Raw genomic sequence first — 19,654 nt, forward strand, 5'->3', positions numbered from 1 at the left:
TTCCACGGGGATTGACTGCCAACTTCGCAGGCACAATAGCCTGCCTGCGCAGATGGCAGTCAAGGTTCCGCGCTGAAAGGGCGTTCAGACCTCGTGGCCCAGAACCCGCAGGTAGCGGCGGACAGCCTCGGGGAAGCCCAGCATCAGGGCGTCTGCGGTCAGGCCATGGCCGATGGAGACCTCGGCCAGATCGGGGACCGCCTGGCGCAGGCCGGGCAGGTTTTCAACCGTCAGGTCGTGGCCTGCATTCATCATCAGGCCGCTGCCCGGTTTGCCGAGCGCGCGGGCGGCGTCTGCCGTCTGGCGGATCTTGTCCAACTCACGCGCGGTTGCATCAGGATCGGTCTGGTCAGCATAGGGGCCGGTGTAGAATTCGATGCGGTCGGCGCCCGCCTGCTGTGCAAGCGCCGGGTCGCCCGGGTTGGCGTCCACGAAGTAAGAGACCCGGATGCCGGCCGCCTTGAACTCCTGGGCGATGGGCAAAAGCATGTCTCCGTCGGCGGCAAAGTCCCAGCCGTGGTCGGAGGTGGATTGCTCCGGCGTGTCAGGAACCAGCGTCACCTGATGCGGCTTGTTTTCCAGCACCAGGTCGATGAAGTGGCGGGTCGGGTAGCCCTCGATGTTGAACTCCGCCAGGGGGAATTCATCTGCGATCAGCCGGGACAGCGCCGGCAGGTCGGCAAAGCGGATGTGGCGCTCATCCGGGCGCGGATGCACGGTGATACCGTGGGCACCTGCCTGCAGGATGGCGCGGGAGATGTCGATCAGGTCCGGCCACGGCACCTCGCGCCGGTTGCGCAGATAGGCGACCGCATTGACATTCACGGACAGGAGGGTCGGGCGCGAGGCAACTGCTTGGGTCATCTGAAACTTCAGGCTCCAACTGGGAAGGAAAAGGGGTTCAGGCCTGGGCCAGTTCGCGGGCCAGAGCGCAGAAGGCTTCGAGGCTGACCTGTTCGGCGCGTTCGGTGGGCGGAATGCCGGCGGCAGTCAGATGCGCCTCGATATCCGGGGAGATGCCCTTCAAGGAGGCGCGCAGCATCTTGCGGCGCTGGTTGAAGGCGGCCGCCACGACCCGCGACAGGATGGCGGCATCCGCCGGGAAGCGCGGCTCGGGCAGGGCGTCCAGATGCACGACGGCGCTGGACACCTTGGGCGGCGGGGTGAAGGCGCCGGGGGGCAGCGACAGCACGATGCGGGCATCCGCCCGCCACTGGGCCAGGATTGCCAGGCGGCCATAGGCCTTGGTGCCGGGCTGGGCAACAATGCGCTCGGCCACTTCGCGCTGGAACATCAGGGTGAGGCTCTGCCAGAACGGCGGCCATTCCTTGGGAGTGAGCCAGCGCACCAGCAGTTCGGTGCCCACGTTGTAGGGCAGGTTGGCGGCGATGCGGATCGGCGGGGTCAGGTGTTCCAGCGGGTCGATTTCCAGCGCGTCGCCGTTGATCACCTCAAACCGTCCCGGGTAGGCGTCTGCGATCTCCTGCAGTGCAGGCAGGCAGCGGCTGTCTTTTTCAACTGCCAGCACCCGGCGGGCGCCTTCGGCCAGCAAGCCGCGGGTCAGGCCGCCAGGGCCGGGGCCGATTTCCAGCACGTCGCAGCCGGTCAGGTCGCCGGCCTGCCGCGCGATCTTGGCAGTGAGGTTGAGGTCCAGAAGGAAGTTCTGGCCCAGCGACTTGCGCGCGGACAGCTGGTGCGTTGCGATCACTTCGCGCAAGGGGGGAAGGCTATCAATGGCGCTCATATGATCTGGACCCTGGGACATGGCGCGGGCGGCGCGCCGGAATTTTCATGCCTCCGGCGGGGATATTTCCGGCAAGAGGAAGAATCAAGTGCTGGCGGCCATGGCCTGTGCCAGCTTCAGCGCTTCGATCAGGCTGGAGGGATTGGCCTGTCCGGTGCCGGCGATGTCAAAGGCGGTGCCGTGATCGGGGGAGGTGCGGATGAAGGGCAGGCCCAGGGTCACGTTGACACCGCGGTCGAAATCCAGCGTTTTGATCGGGATCAGTGCCTGGTCGTGGTACATGCAGACCGCCGCGTCATAGCGGGCGCGGGCGGCGGCATGGAACATGGTGTCAGCCGGATGCGGACCGGTGACACTCAGCCCTTCGTCCTGCATCCCTCGGATCAGTCCGTTGATCCAGTCAAGCTCCTCGCGTCCCATGGCGCCGCCTTCGCCGGCGTGCGGGTTGAGCCCCGCAACAGAGATGCGCGGCGCGGCGATGCCGAACTGATCCCGCAGGCCGGCGGCGGTGATCTCGATGGTTTCGCGCAGGATGTCCGGCGTCAGCGTGCCGGGAACGTCAGCCAGGGCAATATGGATGGTGGCGGGCACCACCCGCAGCTGCTCGCTGGCCAGCATCATCACCACCCGGCTGCGGCCCGCCAGCGCGGCGAGGAATTCGGTATGGCCGGGATAGGCAAAGCCTGCGCCGTCGATCAGCGCCTTCTTGTGAATGGGGGCGGTGCAGACGGCTGAGGCCTCGCCAGCCTGGACCAGCTTCACAGCGGTCTCAATCGATTGGATCACCCCTGCGGCGTTGGCCGGATCGGCCGTGCCCTTGGCGGAGCTGCCGCGGAAGGCTAGCGGCAGGACGGGGAAGCCGGCGGCACTTGCCGCCGGAGCCTCTGCCGGGCTGGAGATTTCCTTGAACGGCGTGTTTTCGGGCAGATGCCGCGGGTCGCCGATCCAGAAAAACGGGCAGCTGTCCCGCAAAGCTTCCCATGCCTTGACGGCGATTTCCGGGCCGATACCTGCGGGCTCGCCGCAGCTGAGAGCAATAGGCCCGGAGCGGGTCATTTGATGTCAATCCGGGCGTCGGCGCGCAGCTGCTCCAGGTAGCTGTCTGTCAGCGAGGTCAGACGCTGCGCGGTGAGAGCATTGGCCACCGTCTCGCGCGAGGCGCCCTCGCCGAGGTCGGCGGTGCGGCCGCAGAGCATCAGCACCATCAGGGTCTGGCCGTTGTTGCGGGTCAGCATAGTGGAAGTTTCACCTGGATCCAGCTTGGCCAGTTCCAGCGCGATGTCGCGGGGGATGTCAGCGGGCGGCAGGCTTTGGATCTCCAGCACCGAGGGGTCCTGGCCCTTGGCAAGGCCGTAAAAATCCTCGCATGTGTCGACACTGTTCACCACGTTCCGGGCAGCGGCCAGGGTCTCGGATGTCCGCCCGCCGGGCAGGTAAAAGCTGGCATATTCAATTGCGGAATACTGCGGAGCTGCACCCTCGACCTCGCGCACGCCGCGCATCTGGAACAGCGCAACAGCGTTTTGCAGCGGCATCGGTTCGGAAATTTCGCCGGGCTGCAGTGCCAGCACGACTTCCTGAAGCTGCGGCGGCAGTTTGGTCAACGGCATCCAGGGCAGGCGGCCGCCCTCGTTGCGGCTGGCCGCGGCGGAGTACTGGGTCGCCGCCGTAGAAAAGCTGTCGTAGGATTTTAGCTGCGCAACCTGTTCAATCAGCTCTTCGACCTGGGCGGCGTTCTGCTCGTTGATCGGCACGATGAACTCGCTCAGCAGCACCTGAACGCTGCCGGTGCCTGCACTGCCCATGGCGCGGTCGATCTCTTCTGGTGTGGGCCTGGCGCGGGACAGGAAGCGGGCGCGGGTGAATTCGCGCCAGCCGAGCCCGACCTTGGTGAAATCGCGCAGGGTCTGAGGCGCCACCCCTTGCTGCTGCAGCGCGGTCAGGAATTCGTTCAGCGACAGGTTGGCGCGCCCGGCCAGTTCCTCCATGCCGGCGGTGATGTCTTCCTCGGACAACTGGATGCCGGCCTGTTCCATCACTTCCAGCTTGAGCCGGTCGTTGATCAGTTCCTCGCGGGCGGTTTCCAGCGGATCGCCAGGCACCCGAAGCGCAGCCTGGAAGCGGGCGCGCTGTTCCAGCTCGTAGCGGGTGATGACCTCGTCATTCACCGTGATCGCCGGGGCAAAGAGGTTCTGCGAAGCGGCGGGCAGGCCGGTCAGAGAAAGACCCGCGGCCAGCGCAACTGCAGCTGCGGATTTGAAAGCACGGGAGAGGAAGGGAGCCGGGAACCGGGTTTTCACGTCTTGCTGCATGACCGCCTGTACTGTTTGTTGCCGCTCTTCACGGAAAATCCGCTGAGGGAGATGGTAAAGCCGAAATCCGTTGTCGGCTCAACACTTGTTGTTGAGGTATAGCGGCGGCTGACCGAAAGGTCGACCGTCACGCATTCGTTGCTGTAGGCCAGGCCCAGGCCTGCCCGGGTGGCGCGGGCGTCAGAGATATCATACCGCAGACGGGCGCGGGCCGACCAGTTGGGGTTGAGGCTGTAGCGGCCGGTGACGTAAAGCTCAGAGGTCTCTTTTTCCCGTTCCTCTGCGGGATCGGTGCCCAGCCACAGGTAGGTGCCGGACAGACCGGCCCGGTCCGTGCGCCACTCGCCGCGCAATTCGGCCTTGGAGAAATTCAGAGATCCGTTGAGCAGGCCGCGGCTGGAAATCGCCAGCCGCTCACCAAACTTGATCTGGCCGGCCATCAGGATATCCGAAGTGGTGCCGCCCAGACCGGAGCTTTTGGTGAAGCGGGGGTCGCCATCGCTGCGCAGCACCTGGCCGACGGTGGCGTAAGCCTGCCAGCCGTCAGGGGCGTAGCGTGCCCAATTGGCGCCGTAGACCAGGGTGAAGCCGTCTTCACGCGCGTCGTTTGACGGAAAGCGCGACAGCGACAGCAGGTTGCCCTGATCGAATTCAATGAAGCGGCTTTCCTCGCTGACCACATTGCCGCCGCCTTCGTCGCGCCAGCCCAATTGCAGGATCGGCTCCAAATACTGGGTTGCACCGCTGGTTTCGCGGCGGGTCATCGGCAAACGGAAGGTGAGGGCGCCGCGCGGGGTCAGCCGGGTGACATCTTCGGTGAAAAAGGTGTCATCGTAGGCGCGGACTGCATCGCCGGCAGCGCCAAGTTCAGCTTCAGCCAGCGCGCCATAGCCAAGCTGCCAGCTGCGGCGCCAGCCGAGATCCGCAGTCAGCCGGGCCACGTCACGGCCGTTGCTGGCAGTTTCATTTCCTTCCAGGCTGGAGCTGCGGTGGTGGCCATGTCCCTGCAGCGTCAGCCGCAGTTCACCACCCGTCAGGCTGGGGAAGTAGCGTTTCTGGTAGAAGGCCTCGGCAATGCCGGAGGGGATTTCGCTCTGAATCTCGCTGTCGCGCAGGGTTTTGTAATGGGACAGCGACGTCAGGAACAGGCTGTCACGCCGGATCCGTGCCAGTTCCGCACGCGAGCGCAGGCGGTCGAGGTCTGGCAAGCCGTAGTCGGACAAGTAAGCGTCGTCGGACACCGTCTTGATGTCAAAAGTGAAACGGTAATCGCGCGGCAGATTGAAACGGCCCTTGCCGAAGAAGTAGCCCCGGTCCTCGTTCGGATACAGGTCGTCCCGCGTATAGGCGCCTTCGAGCTCGATCCGGCCGTTGCGGAAGGCCTGGCGGTAGCGCAGATCCAATGTCCGTGTGCTGGAAGAGACATAGGGCGCCAGCGTCAGGTCCTTGTGCGGGCCGAGGGTAAAGAAGTAAGGAACCTTGATCCCGGTGCCGAGGTTCGAGGTCGAACGCAAGGAGGGGATCAGAAAGCCGCTGGTTCGTTCCAGCGAAGGATCCGGGAGCCGGAATGCCGGGAAATAGAACACCGGCACATCCAGCACCCGCAGCTGCGCGTTTTCAAAGTAGAGCTGGCGCTCCTGCTGGTCATGAGTGACGCGCTCGGCGCGGATCTGCCAGAGCGGCGGCCGGCCGTCCTCGCAGACATGGCAGGATGTGACTGCGGTCTTGTAGAGCTGGGTATAGCGGCCGCTGACCCGGGTCATTTGCGCGGAGGCCAGCTGCAGCTGCTGTTCAAACACCATGCGGGCGCCGGTCAGCAGACCGTTGCGCAGGCCGCTGTCCATCTCGGCGGCGTTGGCCAGAATCGTCATGTCACCGTCTTGATCGATACGGATCGGGCCCTCGATCTGAAGGGTGCCGGTTTCCTGATCAAAGGTGATTTTCTGCGCGCGCAGGCGGATGTTGCCCTGAAAGGCCTCGACATTGCCTTCGGCCACGAGGGTGCGGTCGGGGGTGATAAAGACTTGGTCCGCCACCAACATCGCGGGCTGCGCCGGATCGGCGGGACCGGCGGTCTGAGCCTGCGGGGCCGGAGCGGACAGCGCCAGCCAGGGCAGCACGGCAGACAGCAGCAGTGCGCGGCGCAGATTACCCGTCTTCAGCATGGAGAAGCAGTCCCAAAGTCAAAAGTATTGCAGCGGCGGGCGGGGCCCAGGCGGCCAATGCCACCGGAATTTGCCCGTTCTCGCCAAGGATTTGCGCGAAATTGCGGATGAAATAAAGCCCAAAACCCAACAGAACCGCCATGAGCACCGCCAGGCCGGTGCCGCCGAAACGGGTGTGGCGCATGGTAAAGGAGGCCCCGACCAGAACCATCGCAATCAGGAACAGAGGCCGCGCCAGTTCCGACTGGAACCGGACCTCATAGCGTTTGGTGGTGAACCCGGCGGCAGACAGTTCGCGGATGGTGGAGGGCATGTCATAGATCGAAATGCCGCTGGCAGATCCCAGCGTATCGCGGATGCGGTCGGTGGTCAGGGTCGTCGGCAGCCGCAGCTCCTCGTGCTGCGCGGCATTGGTTTCCGGATTGATGCCTGCTGTCAGCGGCCAGGCCTTGGCATTGGTCAGCACCCAGTTGCTGCCGTCCAGCCGGGCGCTTTCGGCAACGATGCGGCGCACCGGGCCGCCGGCGTTGGTATAGGTGTGGATCGAGAGGTCGAACAAGGTGATATCCGCCGCATCGCCGCTGTAGCCCTTGGCGTGGATGACCGATTGGCCGCGGGCCCCGCCCTGGCGCAGCCAAAGGCCTTCACCCGACAGAGACAGCGCAGAGGGGCCGCCGTTGTGATAGGTCTCGGCCAGATCTTGATAGCGGTTGGCGGTCGCCGCCGCGATCGGGTTCAGCATGGTGACCGCCAGGCCGCCGATGGCCGCTGCCACCAGCACGGGTGCCGCCAGCGCCCGGATGCCGGAGCGGCCGATGGCGCGGGTCACCACCAGCTCGCTGCTGCGGGCCAGACCGACAAACAGAACAATGGTGCTAAGGATCATGATCAGCGGCAGAAATTCCGAAAGCGCGGCGGGCACGTTCAGCAAGGTCAGCCCGACCAGCTGCGCCAGGCTGAGGTCAACTTTCTCGAAGCGGCGGATCTGCTCATTCAGGTCGATGAGCACCACCAGAGTCATGAGCACCGCAACGATGACCAGGAACCATTGCGTGAAGCGCCGGGCGTAATAAATATCCAGTTTCATCCGGCGGCCTCCGGGGATCGGGCCCGGATCCGTTTCGGGCGAGCCGACAGAACCAGGAAGATCAGCGCCACCGCCAGTCCCAGAATGGTAGGCAGGTAGATCAGCGGCCACAGGCTGGGGTCCCGGAGAACCGGTTCGGACACCACGCCGCGCATCCCCTCGATGAAGATCAGCATGACAAAGGCCAGGAAGACCTGCCGCCAGACCCCGAAGCGCGAGAAGGTGCCCAGCATCAGCGTGGAAAAACCAATCAGCGTAACTGCGACGCAGACCAGCGCGCGGGCGAAGCGCAGATGCAGCTCCTCTGCCTGGGCGCCGACGGAATGGCCGTCGTTTTCCGTGATCGCCGCAGTCTGGTTCATCAGCTCCAGGCTGGGAATGGCACGGATGTTGCGGGAGGGATTCTCAGCTTCGCGGGCCAGGCTGCTGATATCGTATGAAAAATCCGAGAAGAACGTAGTGGACAGGCGCTGAGTCCCGTGTTCAAGCCGCTGTGCCATGCCATCTAACATGATCAGATGCGCATTGGCGCCGTCACGCACCAGATAGGCCCGCGCGCCGGTGTAGGTCACTGTTACTGTCGGGTCGCGGCGGTCTGACAGGAAGACGTCGTTCAGCGTGCCGTCGGTGTCGATCTGGCTGATATAGAAGGTGAGGCCATCCGCCGGGTGCAGGAAGTCGCCCTCGCTCAGCAGTTTGGCGGTGATGTTGCGGGACACCTCGCTTTCGCGCACTTCCAGCTGGCTGATCGAGGCGGGCAGCAGGTAATGGGTCAGTGCCGACATCATCAGCGCGGTGATAACGCCGAAGGCCAGTGCAGGCCGGGCCATCTGCCAGGGGCTGGTGCCGGTGGCGCGCAGCACGGTCAGCTCGCTTTCGCCGTTCAGCCGGTTGGTCACCCAGACAGCGGCGCCAAAGGCGGCAATCGGCAGCACCATGCGGATCAGATTCGGCAGGGTAAGCGCGGTGAATTCCAGAAACACCAGCGCGGACTGGCCATTGCCGATCAGAGTGTCAAACAGCACAACAGCCCGGTTGACCCAGAACACGGCCACCAGAATCAGCGCGAAAAAGCTGAAGAAGAGCAGGTATTGTGACAGCACATATCTGTCGTAGCGTGACACCCGATCCCCCCAAAGACCTTGGCATTGTTATTTTGCCGGACCTTAGTGGATTTGGCTGGCGGGGAAAACTGCATTCTCGCACGGATTGCAGATCGGCGGCAGACCGCGGGCAGAAGCGCTGCGCAGCCGGGTCTTTCCAAGCGCTGCTGCGCAGGATACCTCTGGTGCTAAGAACCAAATGATTTCAGCAGGAGCGCGCAAAAATGAGTAGCCTTACCCCGATCCGTTTTGCCGAATACGATCCCAAGTCGCTGGCGGAGATGATCGGCCGGGTGGCGGTAATGGTGACGCCGGAAGGCAGCATGGATCAGGCCGCGCGCAGCGCCAACCGGCTGGCCAAGGGCGCCATTGCCCGGCTGATCGACTCGGAAGGTTTCAAAAAGGCCAAGGCAGGGGATGTGATATCCCTGAGTTGGCCTGCGGGCATGCAAGCGGAGGCGCTGGACGTTCTGGTGCTGCCGCGCAAGCTGACCCCGGTGGAGACGCGCCAGGCCGGTGCCAAGCTGGTCAGGGGCGCCAGGGGAAAGCGGCTGACGGTAATGGCGGGCAGCATGAACAAGGCCGCCGACCTGGCCCTGGGCATGGCGTTGCGGGATTATGCTTTCGATAACCACAAGTCGCCGAAGGAGGACAAGCCCGAGGGTGAGGTTGTGATCGCCTCGAAATCGCCGTCGGAACTGGAGGCCGCCTGCGCTCCGCTGCTGGCAGTGGCCGAGGGCGTGCATATGACCCGTGACCTGGTCAACGAGCCCGCAAATGTGCTGACCACCACGGAATTTGCCCGTCGTATCGAGGGGATGAAGGATATCGGCCTGGAGGTGGAGATCCTCGAAGAGGCGGATCTGGAAAAGCTGGGCATGCGCACGCTGCTGAGCGTTGGACAGGGCTCTGACAGCCCCTCCAAGGTGGCGGTGATGCAGTGGAAGGGCGGTGCCAAGGATGCCGCGCCGCTGGCGCTGGTCGGCAAGGGCGTGGTGTTTGACACCGGCGGCATCTCCCTGAAACCGGCAGCGGGCATGGAAGAGATGACCATGGACATGGGCGGCGCCGGCGTGGTGGCCGGCACCATGAGGGCGCTGGCGCTGCGCAAGGCCAAGGCAAATGTGGTTGGCCTGGTCGGGCTGGTGGAGAACATGCCCTCCGGCAATGCGACCCGCCCCGGCGACGTGGTGAAATCCATGAAGGGCGACACGGTGGAGGTCATCAACACCGACGCCGAAGGCCGCCTGGTGCTGTGCGACGTGCTCTGGTATGCGCAGGAGCGGTTCAAGCCTGCGGGCGTGATTGATTTGGCGACGCTGACCGGCGCGATCATCATCGGGCTGGGGCATGAGAATGCAGGTGTGTTCTCCAACGACGATGACCTGTGCAACGCCTTCCTGAAGGCCGCCAGGACCGAGGATGAGGGCGCGTGGCGGATGCCATTGGGCAAGGCTTATGACGAGCAGTTGAAATCGCGGATTGCCGACATGAAGAACGTGGGCGGCCGCCCGGCCGGCTCAATCACCGCAGCGCAGTTCCTGCAGCGGTTCATCAAGGACGGCATGCCGTGGATCCACCTGGACATCGCGGGGGTGGCCTCGGTCAGCAAGGATACGGATTACGCGCCCAAAGGTGCGACCGGCTGGGGTGTGATGGCGTTGAACCGCCTGGTCGCGGACAAGTTCGAGGCGGAATAAGCACCCATGGGGGCTGCCTACTTTTACCATCTGACACGCAGGCCGCTGGAAGAGACGCTTCCTGTGCTGCTGGACAAGGCGCGCGGGGCGGGCTGGCGCATCGCCGTGCGCGGGCGCGACCCTGAGCGCATGGCCTGGCTGGACGACCGCCTGTGGCAGGGGCCGGAGGAAAGCTTTCTGGCCCATGGCCTGGCGGGCGGCCCGCATGATGCATTGCAGCCGATCCTGCTGACGGCAGGACCCGAGGCGGCCAATTCGCCTGATTGCGTAATGGCGATGGACGGCGCTGCCGTCAGCGCCGAGGAGGTGCAGGCGCTGCAACGCGTCTGCATTTTGTTCGACGGCACCGACCCCGAGGCCGTCCAGCATGCCCGCACCCAGTGGAAGAGCCTGACTGATGCAGGCTGTTCCGCCCAGTACTGGTCAGAGGAAAGCGGCCGCTGGGAAAAGAAGGCTGAGAAATAGGCGGATATCCGGGTTCCGGACCTGCGGTTGGCAGAAACCTGCCGATGGCCTGTGTGAATTGTTTCACTCGGGCAACAATCTCTCGATTTTTTGTCACCCGGGCATTAAGCCTGCGGCCATCAAAATCCGGATAACCGGATGACGCGACCAGGACACTGGGGGGACGGATGATTTTTCAACGTGCTGTCAAGCGGCTGCGGCTGCTTCCTTTTGCCGGAGCGGGCCTTCTTTTCCTGGCCAATTGCGGTGATGTGCAAAACGGGTCTGTGAGCCGGGCGGAAGCTGAGGCGGCGCGGCTGGAGTATGCGGTTCAGGAAGTTCAGTACCTTCAATCCAAGGGCCGCCGGGTCTGGTGTGTGCCTTTTGCCCGCAACGCCAGCGGTATTGAGATTTTCGGCAATGCCAAGACCTGGTGGGCGCAGGCCAAGGACCAGTTCACCCGCAGCCAGGAACCGCAGCCAGGGGCCGTGATGGCATTCAGCGCAACCCGGTCCAACCCGCTGGGCCATGTCGCAGTGGTCTCCAAGGTCGAAGAGTCACGCAGGATACGGGTCAACCACGCCAACTGGCACCGCAACAAGATCTCGCTCGGCATGGCCGTGGTTGATGTGTCCGAAAAAAATGACTGGTCCGCTGTCCGGCTGGAAAGCTATCCGGGCGCGTTCGGACGGGTCTACCCCGTCAAAGGGTTCATTACAGCTGAGCCAGGCAACGGATAACGCCGCCGCCGGGGCCAGGGTCAGCTGCTTGGGATATTGCCGCGCTGGATCATCTGTTCGGCAATCTTTTCGAAGGCTTCACGCCATAAGGCTTCCAGTTCCGGTGTCATCTCCTTGCCCAGGGCATGGCGCAGCGTGTCGATCAGCGCTTCCTCCATCGGGGCAAAGTGGGGGATCAGGACGCCAAGCGACGCATGGGTCTTGCCGAGTTGCTGGAATTGCGAGCTCACGGCGCCCTCATCATTGAGCTTGGCCAGAATGACGCCCAGCGTGGTCATGAACTTCATGCCTTGGCCTTCCAGGTCTTCCCGGAACATCTGGCGCAATTCAGGCGCGTGGCGGAACAGCGCGTCGTAGAAGTAGGCGGGAACCTTGTCGGCCTCATCCTTCAGCTTGCTGTAACTGTTCTGCAGTTGCTTCAGTTCGTCTTCGGTCACGGGATTGACTTGCTCCTTTCTGATTGGATTGGTGGCTTCCAATCTAGCGGACATGCGGCGGCAGTTCCTTGATCCGCCTCAATCTTTGCTCTTCACAGCTTCGCGAGCAGAGGAGCCTAGCGGGTCAGCAGCAATGCGCCGTCGCGGATTTCTATGCTGGACCAGCGCTGCAGGTAGCCCATGCCCAGCAGGGACTGTTCCAGCTCTCCCTGGTTCACCCAGACGCGGACGTGCTTGTCGGTGATGCCGCCCAGCGAAATCTCGTCCACCCAGACAGAAGCGGTGCGCACCTCGCCATTGGCGGTGCTGGCGCGGCCGAGATAGGCGAGGTTGCCGGTGTCGATCCCTGCGCTGTTCGCGTCGCGTTCGTTCAGCACCACCTGGCTGGCACCGGTGTCGACCAGGAATTCGACCGGGGCGCCGTTCACGTCCAGCGTCAGGTAATAATGGCCGTCGGGTGCGCGCGGCACCTCGACCCGGCCTGCGTCGATGGCGACGCTCTGCTGCGGGCGCACTGTCTTGCGGATGTCTTCCCACAGCCCGTAAGCGGCGATCACGCCAAGGAAAATGAAGCCCCACACGGCAAACATCTGCAGCGTCTTGCCGATGCTCTGGCGGTTCTGGACAAAGACCCAGGACCCAACCGCAACCAGCAGGATGATTAGATAGATAAACCGCCCGATTTCATATTCGCCCATGCGCTCACCTCCTGATTATAATGTAGGCGGGCCGGGGCGTTATGCTAGCCTGCGAACCCGAAGGCGCGCAGGCCGTCCAGCACAAACTGCACCGAAAGCGCCGCCAGTAGCATCCCCAGAAGGCGGGTGACGACGGTAATGCCGGTCTTGCCCAGCATCCGTTCGAACAGGCCCGAGAACAGGCACATCACCAGCATAATCGCCAGCACCGCGATCACCACGCCCATGACCATGGCAAAACCGGTGAAGCCGGGCTGCTGGCCGGAGAGCAGGATCACGGTCGCAATGGAGCCCGGTCCGGCCATCAGCGGGATTGCCAGCGGAAAGACGGAAGGGTCGTCGAAATCATCTTCCTCGCTCCGGTCCTCGCGCCGCTTGTTGCGGCGTTCAAACAGCATGTCGAGCGCGGTCAGGAACAAAAGCGCACCGCCGGCCACCCGGAAGGCGGGCATCGAAATGCCGATGAAGCCAAGCACAGCCTCGCCCAGGGCAGCAAAGATCGCCAGAAGAACCGCGGCCGTAATGGTGGCTCGCAGCGCGATGGAGCGGCGGCGGGCGGAGGACATACCCTGGGTGAGCGCAATGAAAACCGGCGTCAGGCCGATTGGGTCGACGATCACAAACAGTGTCACAAAGGAGGTGATCAGGAATGCGGTGTCGATCATTGTGCCTCTGCCTGCTCCAGTTTTTCCAGCGCGTCCATCCACAGGCCCTCGGCCCGTTCCAGCGCCTCGATGCACTCAGCGTGCTTTTTCTGCCAGACAGCCATATCCGCCGCCTTGCCCGGTTCGTACAGGCTAGGGTCGGCCAGCTTTTCGTCAAGCTTTTCACGCATTTCGCTGAGCTTCTCCACCCTCGCTTCGGATTTGCGGACTTCCGAGCGGAGCGCAATCAGCACATCGCGGGACGCGCGTTTGGGCTTGGCGGGTTTCGGCGCCTCGGTTTTGGCGGCGGTTTTTTCGCGCGCCAGCAGCAAGTTGCGGTAGCTTTCCAGGTCGCCGTCATAGGGTTTGACGGTGCCGTCCGAAACCAGCCAGAGCCGGTCTGCCACCAGGCTGAGGAGGTGCATGTCGTGGCTGACAAGGATCACCGCGCCGGAGTAGGCGGTGAGCGCTTCCACCAGCGCCTCGCGGCTTTCGATGTCGAGGTGGTTGGTCGGCTCGTCAAGGATCAGCATATGCGGTGCGTCGATGGTGGCGATCAGCAGCGACAGCCGCGCCTTCTGGCCGCCGGACAGCCGCCCGACTTCAGTTTCCGCTTGCGCAGCCCCCAGGCCGAAGCCGGCCAGCCGCGCGCGCCATTTGGCCGGCGCTTCGTCCGGGCGCAGGCGGCGCAGGTGGTCCAACGGGGTTTCATCGACGTAAAGTTCATCCACCTGATGCTGGGCGAAATAGCCGATGCGCAGTTTGGAGGACCGGGGCATCTTGCCCGCCATCAATGGCAGCCGGTCCGCGAGCAGCTTCGACAGGGTCGACTTGCCCTGACCGTTCTTGCCCAGCAGTGCGATGCGGTCGTCCTGGTCGATGCGCAGGTTCAGCCGCTTCAGGATTTCGGTGTCGCCATAGCCGGTGATGCCGCCCTCGATATGGATGATTGGCGGCGACATTTCCTCCGGCTCCGGGAAGGTAAAGGCGCGCAGGGCGGCCTCTTGCGGGGTGGTGATCGGCTTCATCTTGGCGATCATCTTGAGGCGGGCTTGAGCCTGTTTCGCCTTGGTCGCCTTGGCGCGGAAGCGGTCAACGAAGCTTTGCAGGTGGGCGCGGCGGGCCTCCTGCTTCTTGGCTTCGGACTGGGCCGCCAGAATGCGGGCGGCGCGGGTCTCGGCAAAGGTGTCGTAGTTGCCTTGGTAGAATGTGAGCTTCTTGTCTTCCAGATGCAGGATCGCACCCACCGCCCGGTTCAGCAGGCCCCGGTCGTGGCTGACAATCACCACGGTGTGCGGGTATTTCGCCAGGTAGCTTTCCAGCCACAGCGCGCCTTCGAGGTCAAGGTAGTTGGTCGGTTCGTCCAACAGCAGCAGGTCGGGCTGGGCAAACAGGACGGCAGCCAGCGCCACCCGCATCCGCCAGCCGCCGGAGAAATCGGAGCAGGGGCGTTTCTGGTCCTCGTCGTCAAAGCCCAGTCCCTTGAGGATGGAGGCCGCGCGGGCCTCAGCCGACCAAGCGTCGATGTCCGAGAGCCTTGTCTGGATTTCGGCAATCCTTGCCGGGTCGGTGGCGTTGTCCGCCTCGGCCAGCAGGGCGGCGCGTTCGGTGTCGGCGGCCAGCACCGTGTCGGTCAGCGAGACGTCTGAAGAGGGCACCTCCTGCGCGACGCCGCCGATGCGGGCCTTGGAGGGCAGTGAAATGCTGCCGGTCTCCAGCGCCAGTTCGCCGCGGATCAGCCGGAACAGCGTCGTCTTGCCGGTGCCGTTGCGCCCGACAAGCCCGACCTTGTGTCCGGTGGGAATGGTGGCAGAGGCGCCCTCGATCAGCGGGCGGCCTTCGACCGAATAGGTAATGTCCTGAATGCGTAACATGGACGGAGCACTGCGGCAGTGCTGCGGTCTTGTCAATGGGGGAGGGCGCTGGCGGCGGCTGGCGGCCCCATCAGGTGCAGGTGTTAGTTCAAGTGCTGTGCGAGTTCGTCGAAGGAGTAGGAGGCAAAGCCGACCAGCGGGTTGCCGTCCTCGCGGCTGAAGGCGAAGACATGGATTTCGTCATGGCGCAGGGTGGCGCGGCAAAAGGTGCCCTCCTTCGCAAGCTGTCCGGGGCAGCTGTCCAGGTCAGTGTGGGCTATGGCAGTTTCAAACAATCCATAGGTCATCGGCAGGGGAGTTTCAGCGGCAAGGGCCGGTGCGGCTGCAAGGCAGGCGATCAGAGTAAATGCAGGTCTCATTGTTCAACCTTGTTTCAAGTTTCAAACCTGTTCGCGCCGCGCTACCTGACAAAAATAATCAGGTAATTGCAACCCCGAAACGGCAGCTGCGTCAATGCTGCGCAATCCCCTCTTTATCCTGTCACAGAGCCATGCTATCGGGGCGGCAAATCGTAACGGGCCGGGCATGACGTCCGGCTTTTCAGCACAGGAGTCTGCCCCATGGCACTGGAACGCACTTTCTCGATCATCAAGCCCGATGCAACCCGCCGCAACCTGACCGGCAAGATCAACGCCAAGTTTGAAGACGCCGGCCTGCGCATCGTGGCGCAGAAGCGCATCCACATGACCAAAGAGCAGGCAGGCAAGTTCTACGAAGTGCACGCCGAGCGCCCGTTCTACGACGAACTGTGCGAATTCATGTCCTCCGCTCCGGTGGTTGTGCAGGTTCTGGAAGGCGAGAACGCCATTGCCAAGAACCGCGAAGTAATGGGCGCCACCAACCCGGCAGACGCAGCCGCCGGCACTATCCGCGCCGAATTCGCTGAATCGGTTGGCGAAAACTCCGTGCACGGCTCCGACGCACCGGAAACCGCTGCTGTGGAAATCGCCTACTTCTTCTCCGGCATCGAACTGGTCGGCTAAGCTTCAGGCTTAACCGGTAAAAAGGGGCTGCAGCCTGTGGGTTGCAGCCTTTTTTGTGTCTACTATTTGCGTTTACATGGGCCTGCCGAGCGGATGGCGGCGGATACCCGGCTGTTTCCGCAGAGAGTTCGAATTGTCGGCGCAGGCGGGAGAAAGCCGCAGTTCCCGCGGTGCGGTCAGGCTGGAAAACTTTCGCCGTCCCAGGCGTTTGGGCAGCGGTTCACCCTTATTGCCGTTTTCTTCCAGATGGCGGCGGAGCAGGGCCGTGTTGCGGGTGTTGGACTTCCAGGCCACGTCAAACAGGTCGCCGGCAAAAGGGATCGCGCCGATGAGCGTATCGATCCCGATATTGGCGGCCATCCGCGCCAGCACAGGGGCAGAGGCGCCCATCCGATAGCCGGAGTATAGAATATATCCGGCAGGGACCAGGGCAAGCGCATCGCCGATGCCCGGCACCAGGCCTGCGACACCGTCCCAGCCGATCCGCACCCCAATCAGCGGGATACGGAAGGCGCGGTCCATGCGCCGCGCGAGGCGCTCTAGCGTCTGCAGTTGCAGTTGCTGATGTTCCGGCAGCTCAGGCATGGCTCGGCGTCCGTGCGATGACCCAGACCGCATGAACGATGCCGGGGATGTAGCCGAGAAGCGTGAGCAGAATGTTGAGCCAGAAATGCTTGCCAAGCCCCACCTGCAGGAACACGCCCAGCGGCGGCAGAATGATGGCGAAGATGATGCGGATCAGGTCCATGACGGAACTCCCATTGTTGAGCCTTTTGTTGGGTGCTCAACGGCTGGACCTGGCAAATGGTTGCATCTTCGCTGCAGGGCAAGCGGTGCCCTTCGTGCATTCGGGATGCGGCCAGCAGCTTCCGCGGCCGCTTCAGGCGGGCCTCAGAGTGTCTTGAGATCCGCCGCTGTGGCACGCACGCCGATGGCGTCCAGTTCCGCCAAAAGCTTTGAGCTGTGCTGCGGCCGGGCTTCCGCCTTGATCGCGTCGAAACGTTTGCGCAGCTCTTCCTTCTCCTTGCCCTTGCAGTCGTTCCACGGGCGCCCTTGCAGGGCCATCACCAGCACATAGTATCCGATGAAATGCGGGCGGGTGCCGGTTTGCAAAAGCCGGGCATAAGCCGCATCGGCGCCAATCGTGCGCAAATCCTCAGCTGAGGTGATCCCGGCCCGGAGGCAGGCCTCCTCATAGGCGGGGCCAAGGTTGCGGATGGAGGAAATCGCAGTGTTCATGGTTTGTTTCTATCCGCGCCGACTGCCGTTGTCACGCGGAAATCCGGCGGTATCGTAAATCACGCTCCTGCGCACTGACGCTGGGTTCCGTGCCGGATTGGACGATTGACAGTCGCATTTGCGCCGGAAACGCTGCCAACAGGTCCGATGGGAGGATGACGGATGAGCGATGGATCGCACGTGCCTGTGAATATTGAAGGATTTGATCTGGCAAATCCGCCTGAGGGTTTCGCGGAGGATCCCTTCCCATACTACGACGCCTTGCTGCGCGACGCTCCGGTGCTGCCGCAGCCGGACGGCTCGCTGCTGGTCTGCCGCCATGCGGAGCTGGACCGGATTTACCGTGATACAACTTTGTTTTCTTCGGACAAGAAGCGCGTGTTTGCCCCAAAGTACGGCGCGGGTTCGCCGCTGTTTGAGCATCACACCACCTCGCTCGTGTTTTCCGACCCGCCGTTGCACACACGAGTGCGCAAGATCATGACGTCGGCGCTGACGCCGCGGGCGATTGCCAGGATGGAGCCGGGGCTGATTGAAACCGTCGACCATCTGCTGAATGCGATGGCGGGCAGGGACAAGGTGGATCTGATTGATGATTTCGCAGCCTCGATCCCGATCCAGATCATCGGCAACCTGCTGGATGTGCCGATGGAGGAACGGGCGCCCTTGCGCGACTGGTCTCTGGCGATCCTGGGGGCGCTGGAACCTGCGCTAAGCGAGGCGCAACTTGCGGCCGGGCACCGGGCGGTGGGGGAGTTCAAGGCCTATCTTCAGGACCTGATCGCCCGGCGGCGGGCCAATCCCGGCGACCTCGAGACAGACGTGCTGACCCGGCTGATCCGGGGCGAGGGCGCGGACGGGACCCTTAGCGAGATTGAACTGATCCAGAACTGCATCTTCATCCTGAATGCGGGCCATGAGACCACCACCAACCTGATCGGCAACGGTCTGGCGTTGCTGAATGATCATCCGGGCCAGAAGCAGCGGTTGCTGGAGGAGCCTGAGCTGATCAAGCCCGCGGTGGAGGAGATGCTGCGGTTCCGCTCTCCGAACCAGTTGGGCAACCGCGAAACTACTGCCGAGGCAGAGGTTGGCGGCGTCCGGGTGCCCGCGGGAACCAACCTGCATCTGGTGATAGGGGCGGCAAACCGCGATCCGGAGGTGTTTAATAATTCTGAGAGTTTCGACATCACCCGGACGCCGAACCGGCATCTGGCCTTTGCCGGCGGGCCGCATGTGTGCGTCGGGCTGACGCTGGCGCGTCTGGAGGGCAAAATTGCCATCGAGCGCCTGCTGCACCGCTTCCCGGATTACCATCTGCTGCCGGGGCGGGTGCCAGGCGGGCGGATCCGGTTCCGCGGTTATGCCACGCTGCCTGCGGAGCTGGGATGATGCGGGAAAGGCCGGCGGCCAGAAGCCTGCCTTCAGGCTGCCGGTGATCTGTATGCGCTTGGCGGCGCGCCGGTCCAGCGGCGGAACGCCCGGTGAAAGTTTGCCGCGGAGGAGAACCCGACGTCCTGCGAGATTTCCTCGATGCTTTTCTGGCCGGTTTGCAGATCGCGTATCGCCAGGTCGCGGCGCAGCCCGTCCTTGATGGCCTGGAAAGAGGTATCTTCCGCATCCAGCCGCCGCATCAGCGTTCTGGGGGTGACTTTCAACGCCCGTGCCGCATCCGCCAGGTGGCAGCTCTCCCAACTGCTCCGGTACAGGAATTCCCGCACCTTCAGCGACTGGGTGTGTTCGCGGAACCCGGTGAAGATCCAGTCGCGGGGCGCCCGGGCGAGAAAATCATTCAGCTCCGCATTGTTGCGGGGGCCGGGCAGGCCAAGGTTGCCAGTATCGAACAGAATTGCCGAAGCCGGCGCGCTGAAGCTGACCGGAGCGGGGAAGATGACCGAATAATCCTGGGCAAACCCGGGCCGTTCGAAAGCAAAGTGCACAGCCCGGACCGGCACCTCATAGCCTGCAAGCCACGACAAGAGCCCATGCGCGAGCTTGAGAATCAGCATGTGTCCGAACCGCTGTACCGGCTGCGCGCCCTGCGGCACAAGCTGCAGACCGGTGCTGGCGCTGTCCTCGGTCAGGTCCAGCCGGTAGTCGTCCAGCAGCAGGTTCCAGAAGGTGGAAAACCGGTGCAGGGCAGCGGGCAGCGTGCCGGCTTCGCGTACCGTGGTCAGAAGATGTTGCAGCGCTCTAGACCGGACGGGGCGGCTCCAGAGGCCGGTCATTTCGTCCCCGGTTTCGACGGCGGCAATCTGATAAAGCCGGACGATCTGATCCAGGGTGACCCGGTGTGTGAGTTGTCCGCCGGACAGGTGCAGCCCGGCCCGCTGCAGAAAGGACGCAAGCTGCTCGTGCGTGCAGCACTGCCGAAGCGCCAGTATCCAATCCCCGGCAAACTGGGGCGACACTGTTGCAAGATTTGACGAGTCCGGTGCGGGGATCTGCATGGGTGTCAGGGTGGTTTGTCACTTTTGGAAAGGA

At 63.5% G+C, this 19,654-nt stretch carries 21 protein-coding genes; 5 read left to right on the forward strand and 16 right to left on the reverse strand.

The features are described 5' to 3' along the window. Positions 1 to 84: 84 nt before the first annotated feature. The 7 genes from KUW17_RS01330 to lptF all read right to left on the reverse strand — a co-directional run bounded on the left by KUW17_RS01330 (position 85) and on the right by lptF (position 8,432). Positions 85 to 864, reverse strand: a complete 780-nt coding sequence (locus KUW17_RS01330; protein ID WP_222475352.1) for a pyridoxine 5'-phosphate synthase — start codon at positions 862 to 864, stop codon at positions 85 to 87. Positions 865 to 901: 37 nt separating this feature from the next. Continuing rightward, a complete protein-coding gene (gene rsmA / locus KUW17_RS01335; protein WP_222475354.1) occupies positions 902 to 1,744 on the reverse strand; it encodes a 16S rRNA (adenine(1518)-N(6)/adenine(1519)-N(6))-dimethyltransferase RsmA in 843 nt (280 codons plus the stop codon). 84 nt (positions 1,745 to 1,828) lie between these two features. Next, positions 1,829 to 2,800, reverse strand: a complete 972-nt coding sequence (gene pdxA, locus KUW17_RS01340; protein WP_222475356.1) for a 4-hydroxythreonine-4-phosphate dehydrogenase PdxA — start codon at positions 2,798 to 2,800, stop codon at positions 1,829 to 1,831. Continuing rightward, complete coding sequence (locus tag KUW17_RS01345) at positions 2,797 to 4,056, reverse strand: peptidylprolyl isomerase (protein ID WP_222475357.1); 1,260 nt, start codon at positions 4,054 to 4,056, stop codon at positions 2,797 to 2,799. Before KUW17_RS01345 ends, pdxA begins: the two co-directional genes overlap by 4 nt. Continuing rightward, positions 4,041 to 6,221 (reverse strand): LPS-assembly protein LptD, encoded by a 2,181-nt coding sequence (locus KUW17_RS01350; protein ID WP_222475358.1) that lies wholly within the window; start codon positions 6,219 to 6,221, stop codon positions 4,041 to 4,043. Before KUW17_RS01350 ends, KUW17_RS01345 begins: the two co-directional genes overlap by 16 nt. Then, positions 6,205 to 7,308: an LPS export ABC transporter permease LptG gene (gene lptG, locus KUW17_RS01355; protein ID WP_222475359.1), complete on the reverse strand. Its 1,104-nt coding sequence runs from the start codon at positions 7,306 to 7,308 to the stop codon at positions 6,205 to 6,207. Before lptG ends, KUW17_RS01350 begins: the two co-directional genes overlap by 17 nt. Then, positions 7,305 to 8,432 (reverse strand): LPS export ABC transporter permease LptF, encoded by a 1,128-nt coding sequence (gene lptF / locus KUW17_RS01360; RefSeq protein WP_222475360.1) that lies wholly within the window; start codon positions 8,430 to 8,432, stop codon positions 7,305 to 7,307. Before lptF ends, lptG begins: the two co-directional genes overlap by 4 nt. Positions 8,433 to 8,635: 203 nt before the next feature. On the opposite strand from lptF, the gene KUW17_RS01365 reads away from it, so the two are divergent. From KUW17_RS01365 to KUW17_RS01375, 3 genes are all read left to right on the forward strand, one after another. After that, positions 8,636 to 10,111 carry a leucyl aminopeptidase gene (locus tag KUW17_RS01365; protein WP_222475361.1) on the forward strand — a complete coding sequence of 492 codons (1,476 nt, stop codon included), beginning with the start codon at positions 8,636 to 8,638 and terminating at the stop codon, positions 10,109 to 10,111. A gap of 6 nt (positions 10,112 to 10,117) precedes the next feature. Then, the gene (locus KUW17_RS01370) at positions 10,118 to 10,576 is read left to right on the forward strand and encodes a DNA polymerase III subunit chi (protein WP_222475362.1); all 459 of its coding nucleotides are present in this window, start codon (positions 10,118 to 10,120) and stop codon (positions 10,574 to 10,576) included. A 167-nt stretch (positions 10,577 to 10,743) separates the two neighbouring features. After that, positions 10,744 to 11,295: a CHAP domain-containing protein gene (locus KUW17_RS01375; RefSeq protein WP_222475364.1), complete on the forward strand. Its 552-nt coding sequence runs from the start codon at positions 10,744 to 10,746 to the stop codon at positions 11,293 to 11,295. 20 nt (positions 11,296 to 11,315) lie between these two features. Here the strand turns inward: KUW17_RS01375 and KUW17_RS01380 are convergent, their stop codons facing one another. The 5 genes from KUW17_RS01380 to KUW17_RS01400 form a co-directional block, all read right to left on the reverse strand. Continuing rightward, a complete protein-coding gene (locus tag KUW17_RS01380; protein ID WP_222475366.1) occupies positions 11,316 to 11,732 on the reverse strand; it encodes a globin domain-containing protein in 417 nt (138 codons plus the stop codon). Positions 11,733 to 11,848: 116 nt separating this feature from the next. Next, entirely contained in the window at positions 11,849 to 12,430 is a 582-nt protein-coding gene (locus KUW17_RS01385) for a TIGR02281 family clan AA aspartic protease (RefSeq protein ID WP_222475368.1), read from the reverse strand. A 44-nt stretch (positions 12,431 to 12,474) separates the two neighbouring features. Further along, positions 12,475 to 13,095, reverse strand: a complete 621-nt coding sequence (locus tag KUW17_RS01390; protein ID WP_222475370.1) for a MarC family protein — start codon at positions 13,093 to 13,095, stop codon at positions 12,475 to 12,477. Next, the gene (locus tag KUW17_RS01395) at positions 13,092 to 14,948 is read right to left on the reverse strand and encodes an ABC-F family ATP-binding cassette domain-containing protein (RefSeq protein WP_222475371.1); all 1,857 of its coding nucleotides are present in this window, start codon (positions 14,946 to 14,948) and stop codon (positions 13,092 to 13,094) included. Before KUW17_RS01395 ends, KUW17_RS01390 begins: the two co-directional genes overlap by 4 nt. Before the next feature lie 83 nt (positions 14,949 to 15,031). Next, positions 15,032 to 15,307 carry a hypothetical protein gene (locus KUW17_RS01400; RefSeq protein WP_222475372.1) on the reverse strand — a complete coding sequence of 92 codons (276 nt, stop codon included), beginning with the start codon at positions 15,305 to 15,307 and terminating at the stop codon, positions 15,032 to 15,034. A 201-nt stretch (positions 15,308 to 15,508) separates the two neighbouring features. Between KUW17_RS01400 and ndk the strand changes: the two genes are divergently transcribed. Beyond that, positions 15,509 to 15,931, forward strand: coding sequence for a nucleoside-diphosphate kinase (gene ndk, locus KUW17_RS01405; RefSeq protein WP_222475373.1), 423 nt, complete (start codon positions 15,509 to 15,511; stop codon positions 15,929 to 15,931). Positions 15,932 to 16,003: 72 nt separating this feature from the next. On the opposite strand, the gene KUW17_RS01410 is transcribed toward ndk, so the two are convergent. From KUW17_RS01410 to KUW17_RS01420, 3 genes are all read right to left on the reverse strand, one after another. Continuing rightward, entirely contained in the window at positions 16,004 to 16,516 is a 513-nt protein-coding gene (locus KUW17_RS01410) for a DUF4112 domain-containing protein (RefSeq protein ID WP_222475374.1), read from the reverse strand. Continuing rightward, positions 16,509 to 16,679: a YqaE/Pmp3 family membrane protein gene (locus KUW17_RS01415; RefSeq protein WP_222475375.1), complete on the reverse strand. Its 171-nt coding sequence runs from the start codon at positions 16,677 to 16,679 to the stop codon at positions 16,509 to 16,511. The genes KUW17_RS01410 and KUW17_RS01415 overlap by 8 nt, the downstream gene beginning before the upstream one ends. A gap of 143 nt (positions 16,680 to 16,822) precedes the next feature. Beyond that, positions 16,823 to 17,170, reverse strand: a complete 348-nt coding sequence (locus KUW17_RS01420; RefSeq protein WP_222475376.1) for a TfoX/Sxy family protein — start codon at positions 17,168 to 17,170, stop codon at positions 16,823 to 16,825. A 162-nt stretch (positions 17,171 to 17,332) separates the two neighbouring features. Between KUW17_RS01420 and KUW17_RS01425 the strand changes: the two genes are divergently transcribed. After that, entirely contained in the window at positions 17,333 to 18,562 is a 1,230-nt protein-coding gene (locus KUW17_RS01425) for a cytochrome P450 (RefSeq protein WP_222475378.1), read from the forward strand. Between the two features lie 32 nt (positions 18,563 to 18,594). Here the strand turns inward: KUW17_RS01425 and KUW17_RS01430 are convergent, their stop codons facing one another. After that, a complete protein-coding gene (locus KUW17_RS01430) occupies positions 18,595 to 19,620 on the reverse strand; it encodes an AraC family transcriptional regulator (RefSeq protein ID WP_222475379.1) in 1,026 nt (341 codons plus the stop codon). Positions 19,621 to 19,654 lie beyond the last annotated feature (34 nt).

It is taken from the genome of Leisingera aquaemixtae (assembly GCF_019801145.1).
Taxonomy (GTDB): Bacteria; Pseudomonadota; Alphaproteobacteria; order Rhodobacterales; family Rhodobacteraceae; genus Leisingera; species Leisingera aquaemixtae_A.